This window comes from Draconibacterium sp., from assembly GCF_041583095.1.
Taxonomy (GTDB): Bacteria; Bacteroidota; Bacteroidia; order Bacteroidales; family Prolixibacteraceae; genus Draconibacterium.
The window spans coordinates 1-8,340 of sequence record NZ_JBFHGM010000221.1; the positions used below are offsets into that span (position 1 = coordinate 1).

The following is an 8,340-nucleotide window of genomic DNA, read 5'->3' on the forward strand; positions in this document are numbered from 1 at the left end:
CTTTTTACTTGCGAGCGTATTCTCGCCCCGGTAATGGTGTAAACGTCCACAAATTCGGGTTCTGAATCGATAGGAAAAAGATCATATATTCCGGTAGGCTTTGCGTAATTTTCGTCGTTAGTGAGGTATATATCATTGATGATTAGCGGACAACCACCGGTTGACCAGAAACCAACATAATAAATATGTGAGGGATCCATTTTGGTTGTTGTTCCGTCTTTGTACATATTATCAAGCGAAACCACCACCTGATCTTCGTTACCAATATCGTATATTCCGGGTGTTGTCCAGTAGCTGTTTTCGTCGTATAATCGGAATGAAAACCCACAGGCATTTGTGTTTCCCAGTTTCACCACCAGGTATTTATAGTTTGAAAGATCGACACCATTACTGTAGTACCAACCTCCAAAACCATATTGGCCGGTAATGAGTGTACCGCTTGTTTCGTCAAAGCTTCCGTTTTCCCAGATATTGGGATTAAACACTTCGTTGGTTAACGGGAATGTGCTGGCATTAACCTGTATAGTTGCCTGCAATTTATTTCCGCCCGGTCCGGTGTAAGAAATTACGATATTTGCTTCACCGTCCTTAAGCGCATGAATTCGTCCCCTTAACACCTGTATAATTTCGGGCTTGTCAATCGAATATTCTGCAAGAGAGCTGATATTCTCCTTGTGTCCGTCGGCAAAAACTGCGTTGACAGTTAAACTTGTTGAACTGCTTGTCATCACCGATAAGGCCTCGCCATTTTCCACAATCAGATCAGTAAGCGTTAAATAATCAGTTGATGCCCCTTCAAAATCGTACTCCTGTCTGTAGTCCTTAAACCATTGATAAATTGGCCACGGACAAGCTTCGGGATCGTTCAAAAAAGTATACTCTTCGCCGGCTGCCGGAGCAATGCCTGTAAAATCGGCCAGTAAATTGGGGTCTGTAAAAAGCAACCAGCTTACATTGCCACATTCATCGGTAATCTTTTTAAAGTTGGCACCAAAACCTTCGCCGCCCGCAGTACCTGTAATATCTTTACCCCACGAGGACTCGTATTTCTCCGGTGCCCAGTCCATTTCGGTTACCATAATCGGGGCAAAATCGGCCACCGGCTGAACCTGTTCGTCCCAGCCTCTCTGGAAGGGCTCGTATCCGTTTCCGCTGTTAAACCAGCCCGGATAAACATGAACGGCATAACCAATATTTTCTCCTTCGATGGGGTTAATAGCATAACCCGCATATTGCGACTGCCATCCCAGCCCCGGTATCCAAAGTATGTTATCTGTGCTGGCTCTAATGGTATCAACAATGGCCTGAAAATAGGTTTTCAGATTATCGAAATGCCCCTGCGTTCCTGATCCGTATGTTCCGTCGGGGCCAAGTATTTTAATAGGCTCGTTGGCCAACACGAACATGATGTTCGGATTATTTTTCAATTTAGGATGTTGCGCTACAATATCCCATACTTTAAGCAGGTATTCCTGGTAAACACCACCAATTTCAATTTTTTCGGGACACACTCCAGGCGGACGCATAACCACATACAAACTTTTTGAAACCGCATATTCGGCCATGGGTACAAAAACCTCGTCGAGGTATTTTACAAAACGCGTTTCGCTAAAACATTCTTCACCTTCGTAACGGCCTGAACAGCCAGGAGTATTGCTCCAGTACGGATCCATGTGCAAACGAACAAAGTTCATTTCCCAACCGGCTGTTAAAATATCATCGATAATCTGCTGATTGTAATTCAAACACGCTTGAACATCGTAGTTATTCCATTGGGTATTTCGCTCGTTAAACCAGGGCGAATAGGTTTGTGCAAATCCATGCAGATTTACAATATGCCCCGTAGAATCTTTTAAATAACGTCCTTCTACATGAAGTTTTGGCATTGGCATTCCATCCCACGCCAATAGATGGTTAATTGGCATAAAAATCATCAACACTACGCCCCACACTAAACTCTTCTTCATCTTTATATCCTCAGTCTGTTTTTGCTTCGTTTTATTTTACCAGGTCTCTTATTTTAATAGCCACCAATCAAAATTGAATAAGTCTTTGTCTTCACCTTTAAAAACCAGGTAAACATCGTGAACACCTTTGGCCTCCTTTATTTTGGTTGAAAGTGTTTTCCAGTTCTGTTCTCCTCCGGTGCCTGTAACAGAAAGAACTCCTAATAATTCACCGTCTTTTTCATCGATACGAATTTCGATACTTCCTGATTTTGCAGAAGCAACACCGGCTTCAAACTTTTTGGCTCCTTTGCCCAAATCAACACTTCGTATTTTTATAAAATCGTTGTTATCGATACTGCTTACATAAACACCAATTGTTTCATCCGATTTTGTTTTCAGTCCTTCCGACCAGGCAATGGTTTCGGCTTCAACACGTTTAAACGGATTCAGATTTTCAACACTTGTAGTTACGCCTTCCTTTGTTGGTACAATTACAGGAATGGTCCCGTCGGCATTGTATTCAAACTGTTCCACACTTGTTGATCGTTTAAATCCTTCGCCCCCCGATAATTCCTGACTGTGATAGAAAAAGTAGGAGTTTCCTTTAAAATCGATAATCCCTGAATGGTTTGTAAAAGCCAGGTGTGGCGCTCTTTCCATAACAAATCCTTTGTAAGTCCACGGCCCTTCGGGCGATGCTGAAGTGGAGTAGGCAATGTACTCGGGAATACCGGCAGCGGCATACACCATGTAGTACAAATTGTTGCGTTTGTAAAACCAGGGGCCTTCGGTATATGAAGGACCGGGTTCGCCGTCGCGGCCTTTGTGCGAACCAAAAGCTTCAGTAGTCATTTCGGTTGAAACAACTCCATTTTGCCCGATACTCTGGTCGTATGAAATCATATCTTCGTTTAACTTCACGTACCACAACTTTGGGTTTCCCCAGTACAAATACGCCTGGCCATCATCGTCGACATACACGGTAGGATCAATGTCCTGCCAGATGTGATCTGTTTCGATCATACGTTTTCCGAGCGGATCGGTAAACGGACCGGTTGGAGAATCGGCAACCAATACAGAAATGCCTTCTCCGTGTATGGGAACATAGAGGTAAAACTTTCCGTTTCGTTCGATGCACTGTGGTGCCCATGCGCCATTTGTTTTATCGAGCCAAGCAAAACTTTTCAGCGAAGCCACTGCACCATGATCGGTCCAGTTTACTATATCGGTTGACGAATAACAACGCCAGTCGTACATGGTAAAAAAGTTATTTACTGTTGAATCCTCATCGTGACTCGTATAAAGATATACCGTACCATCGTACACCATTGGTGCCGGGTCGGCAGTGTAATAAGTTTGAATTATGGGGTTTTGTGCGTAGCCCACCGTTGCAAGAAACAATGCGATGAATAAAACCAGGCTAAACTTTGTTTTCATTTTAATTGAATTATAAAACGGTTAAAAACTTAATTTACAATCACTTTTCGGGTTATAACATTACTTTCGGTATCGGTAATCCGAACCAGGTATAATCCTTTTGTATAGCTGTCTATATTAATATTTATCAGCGGTTCTGAGCTTACCAGGGAATGTACAAGCACTCCGATACTGTTGTAAACCGCTACTTTGTAAGGAGCTTCCGTGTATTCGACATTTAACACCGTTGTTGCCGGGTTCGGGAATACTCTCAGTTCGTTTTCAAGGTCTTTTTCAAGCGCTATTCCTACCTGTGTTTCTTGATTACCAATTTTCTCCGGCCCGAATGCGTCGGCAGAACTTCCATCGGTGGCCTGCAAACTTCCCGGGAAGTAAGCTACAGTATGGTAGTTATCTCGGACTGTGTTCCTGTCAAGTTGTAAAAGAATAGCTTTCTCATCATACGGATCAGCTTCAACATTGTCGAGCCCGATTCCATCAGTTGAAAAGAATTTAAACTGGCTTCGAACCAGTGAGCTGTTATCAATCGGCTTATCAAATTCGAGCTTTACCAAATTATCAGCTTCCAATGTGGCCTTTAAAAGCTGAGGCCCTTTTAGTTTTGCATTGCTTTCATACAGCGTAAAAACCGAATCTTGATTCTCTTTAAGACATGGTACCGTAAATACTTTAACGGTATCGCCAAAAGCCACTTCAATCTCGTAATCGCCGTAGTAGGCGTTAAAATCAAGAGGGCTTGTGCTACTTACCTGTGAATCGAAATTGGTAGCCCACAACTTTTGAGTGTAATATAACAAGGTGTCGGCAGCTAATTTTGGCGTATAATCCCAATTGAAATATCCTGAACTCGGACGCCAGCCACTGTCATCATCAGAGTCTTTCAAAACCCAGCTTATCATTCCGTTAACCGATGGGTGCGAAAATGCGATTGTCAATACTTTAATTAGATCTTCGGCCTGTTCTGCTTCGGTGAGATTACCACCAAAATCGTACTCAGTTAACCTTATTGGCAAACCGGTCTCGGCAATAATGTTGATGTTTTTTACCAGTTCATCAACGTTTGGCCGGCAACAATCCCAAAAATGTGCCTGCATGCCTACTCCGGTAATTGGTCCTCCGTTTTCAATAATTTCAAGGATTAAATCGCGGTATTCTGCGGCTTGTCCCCAATTGTATTCTACATTGTAATCGTTTACATACAGGTCAGCATCAGGATCGGCAGAACGTGCCCATTTAAAACTGTTCCATATAATGGAATCGCCATGCGTATTTCGCATCCAGTCGGCATGACCGGATAAAGGTTCATTAACAACATCGTATTCTGATATCAGCCCCTTATAACGCGAAACATCGCGGATAACTCTCATTTTACAGGTATCAACAAAGGCCTCTGTCGTTGGCAGGTTCCGAACCCAGTCGGGGGTGGAATGTGCATCATCGCCTCCCCAAAGTAAATTGTGGCCTCGTATCTTCCAGCCTACTTTTTGGGTCCAGCGGAGAGCATTCTCGAAATTGGAATAATTAGGGGTGGAATGATTGGGCTGAACACCACTCCACTTGAACGAATTTCCCGTAACTCCGTAATTAAAATACTTGTACATGGTTGCCTTCATCCACTGTTCACCTGAGGCAACTGTATTTACATCAGGATCAAAAAATCCCTGCTCGCTTTGATAGGAATTCCCATCGCCGGTGGTTAATTCCGGGCCCCCGCAATTGATTCGTGTTACCTGTGTCCCTCCAATTTCCTCCAGTTGAATTCCTTTAATTGCAACATTATCGGTAACGGATGTTAATTCAATATTTATTTGGTTATCGGTGGCCAAAATGGTGAGAGCCGTATCAACAGCTATATTTTTTCCTCCGGCCTCGGTGTAGACATCGTAATTCTGGAGAAATAACTGATTTTCAACCTTTACATTAAATACCCGCGAATTGCCTGAGCCAAAATAAATCTCAGCAAATTTTAAGGTAAGCTTATAGTTTTTACCACTTTCTGCCGGAATGGCGTAAGCCAGGTAATCGCTCCACCGTTCGGATTGGTATATTTTAGCATCGGTGGCGGCCTGAACAGCAGCAGTGGTGCTGTATGAATTTCCCATGCTTGCAGCGCCTTCATAAAAATCGAAAGCAATACCAAACGGGAACTCGTGTTTTTTCATACGAACCGATACATCTCCTGTAAACGGGTTGCCGTCTTTATCAATTATTTTAATACCAAAATCGCCTTTTCGAAGTGTATCAATTCTTTCCTGAGCGTCCTGATACCAGGCTGCGTAAGACTGAGCCTTAGTTTCTTTCCCTAAAATAAGCATTGCAGCGAACAGGAAAACAAGGTATATAATTCGTCGCTGAATGTTCTTTGTATAATTTCTATTGTATTTCATCTACTTCTATCGTCAATTGTTAATGGAAATCTCCAACTTCGGGTATTACTCCACCTCTTTCCACTGCCACATCATTTTTGATGAAGCAAAACGCCTTAACAGGATTACTGAATAGTGACTGTCTGTTTCTTTAAATCGTTTGCATCTGAACTGTTTCCGTACAGTATTTCATACTGCCCCGGAGTCACAGTCATTTTGCGTTGCGCCCAATCGTAAAATTCAAAAGAAGACGGTGGCAAATCAATCACTGCATCCTTCGATTTTCCTTTTGCCACTTCAAGGCGTTTAAAACCTTTCAAGGTTTTTATCGGACCTTCAATATCGTCCACTTTACGCACATACACCTGTACAATTTCGGTTCCGTCGTAATCTCCGTTATTGGCAACCGGAATTGTTATTTGAATGGTTTCATCGGCACCAACCGTTGATTTACTTAGGCTGGCTTCACCAATTTCGAAATCGGTATAACTCAGGCCAAAACCAAAAGAAAACAAGGCATCTTCCATGTAACGGTAAGTGCGCCCCTTCATCGAGTAGTCCTCAAAATCATTCAGCTGATCGGAACTTTTGTAGAAAGTAACCGGTAGTTTTCCCGAAGGATTATAATCGCCAAAAAGCACATCGGCGATGGCCTGACCGCCCGATTCGCCGGCATACCATGCTTGTAAAATGGCATCGCAGGTTTCGGTTTCGGGCATTAAAGCGATTGCAGAGCCCGAACAGTTTACAAAAACTACTTTTTTGCCTGCTTCCTTTAAAGCTTTCAAACAGTTTCGCTGAACTGCAGGTAAATCAATATTGGTACGGTCGCCTCCTTTAAAACCGGGGTACGAAACCGGCATTTCCTCTCCTTCCAGATTTCCGGAAAGACCACCAACAAATACCACGGTTTCAATATCCTTAAGTTTTTTGATGAGTTCAGTATAATCCACATCCATTTCTTTACCGAAATTAAATTCAATATTTGCCTGCCAATTATTCAACTGTGCATAGCGAATTTCGATTTTATACTTTTTACCGGCCTCCAGCTGATATGGAATTCGCGAAGGAAGTGTTCTCCAGTTGTCGTATTGGGAAATTGTTTCGCCGTTTACCAACAATTCATAATGCCCGGTGGCACCGCCTTTAAACACAATTTCCTCGCTTGATTTAGCAACAAATTCTGTTTCGTAAATGGCCGAAAATCCTTCAAGTTTAACGCCCGAGGCGAATTCGTGCTGTCCGGCTGTGGTCTTTTTAATCGGGTTTACAATTTGGTCAGTTGTTACCACCTCGCCTTCACGGTCGGGGTTGTTCCAATACCTGGCCTTAATACCCGGTAAGCCTTCAAAACTGCACTGGTTAAAATAACTTTCGGTTACTTTATCTTCTACCAAATCACAAGCTTTATCGTATAGTATTTTTTGCTCCGGAAGTTTGGTTTTAATGCCTTCCAAAATAGAAATAGTGCGAACCGGAGTTCCGTTGTAGTTTCCCCACAACATAGGTTCGTCGTTGGCATTGGGGCCAATCACAGCAATCTTTTTTGTCTTTTTTGATAAAGGCAGCACATGGTTTTTATTCTGAAGAAGTGTCATGGTTTGCCGGGCCATGTCGAGTGCCAGTTGGCGGTGTTTTTCGTTGTTTAAAACCGATGGCGGAATTTGAGCATAGGGAACAATGGCATCGTCGTCGAAATCGCCCAGATCAAAACGCCCGGTTAACAAACGCACCACGCTTTTATCAATAACTTCTTCTTTTATCAGGTCGCGTTCAACCGCTTCGGGAAGATTCATATATGGATAATTTTCCCAAACACATTCCACATCGGTACCGGCCAAAACCGCTTTGGAGGCTGCATGCACCGCATCGGACGAGACATTGTGTGTTGTAAAAAAATCGGTAACAGCACCGCAATCTGAAACTACCATGTACTGATAGCCCCACTCGTCGCGTAATATGCGCTGCAAAAGGCGTGTGTTTCCGCAACAAGGTTCATCGTCGAGGCGCTGATAAGCACACATTACCTGGCGCACATCGGCATCCTGCACCAATGCTTTAAAAGCGGGTAAATACGTTTCGTACAATTCGCGAGGACTAATATCATTGAGGTTGAGCTCATGTCGGCTCCATTCCGGCCCCGAGTGCACGGCAAAGTGTTTTGCACAAGCCAGCAATTTGCGGTATTTGGCATCGGCCGGTCCCTGCAAACCTTTCACCACCGAAACGCCCATGCGCGAAGTCAGGTATGGATCTTCGCCATAGGTTTCCTGTCCACGTCCCCAGCGCGGATCACGGAAAATATTTACGTTTGGTGTCCACACCGAAAGGCTCAAAAATCGTTTGTTTTCGTTTCCGGCGTTGATCCATTCGTTGTATTTGGCCCGTCCTTCATCCGAAACGGCATCGTAAATTTGAAGCAGCAATTCATCGTTAAACGAAGCCGCCATTCCAATGGGTTCCGGAAAAACAGTTACATTATCGTTGTTGGCATAGCCGTGCAATGCTTCGCTCCACCAGTTAAATTTTTTGATTCCGAGTCTCGGAATGGCATCCGACTGGTCGCACATCAATATTGCTTTTTCTTC

The 8,340-nt window shown here is 43.5% G+C and carries 4 protein-coding genes; all 4 read right to left on the reverse strand.

The window, feature by feature from the left end; genetic code table 11:
* A partial coding sequence (locus ABZB17_RS17100) for a cellulase family glycosylhydrolase (protein WP_372651892.1) occupies positions 1-1,967 on the reverse strand: 1,967 nt, incomplete at its 3' end.
* 48 nt (positions 1,968-2,015) lie between these two features.
* On the reverse strand, positions 2,016-3,386 hold the full coding sequence (locus ABZB17_RS17105; protein WP_372651894.1) for a glycoside hydrolase family 43 protein: 1,371 nt from the start codon (positions 3,384-3,386) through the stop codon (positions 2,016-2,018).
* Positions 3,387-3,415: 29 nt separating this feature from the next.
* On the reverse strand, positions 3,416-5,773 hold the full coding sequence (locus ABZB17_RS17110) for an endo-1,4-beta-xylanase (RefSeq protein ID WP_372651896.1): 2,358 nt from the start codon (positions 5,771-5,773) through the stop codon (positions 3,416-3,418).
* 104 nt (positions 5,774-5,877) lie between these two features.
* Positions 5,878-8,340, reverse strand: a 2,463-nt coding sequence (gene xyl3A / locus ABZB17_RS17115; protein WP_372651897.1) for a xylan 1,4-beta-xylosidase, incomplete at its 5' end; no start/stop codon positions are given.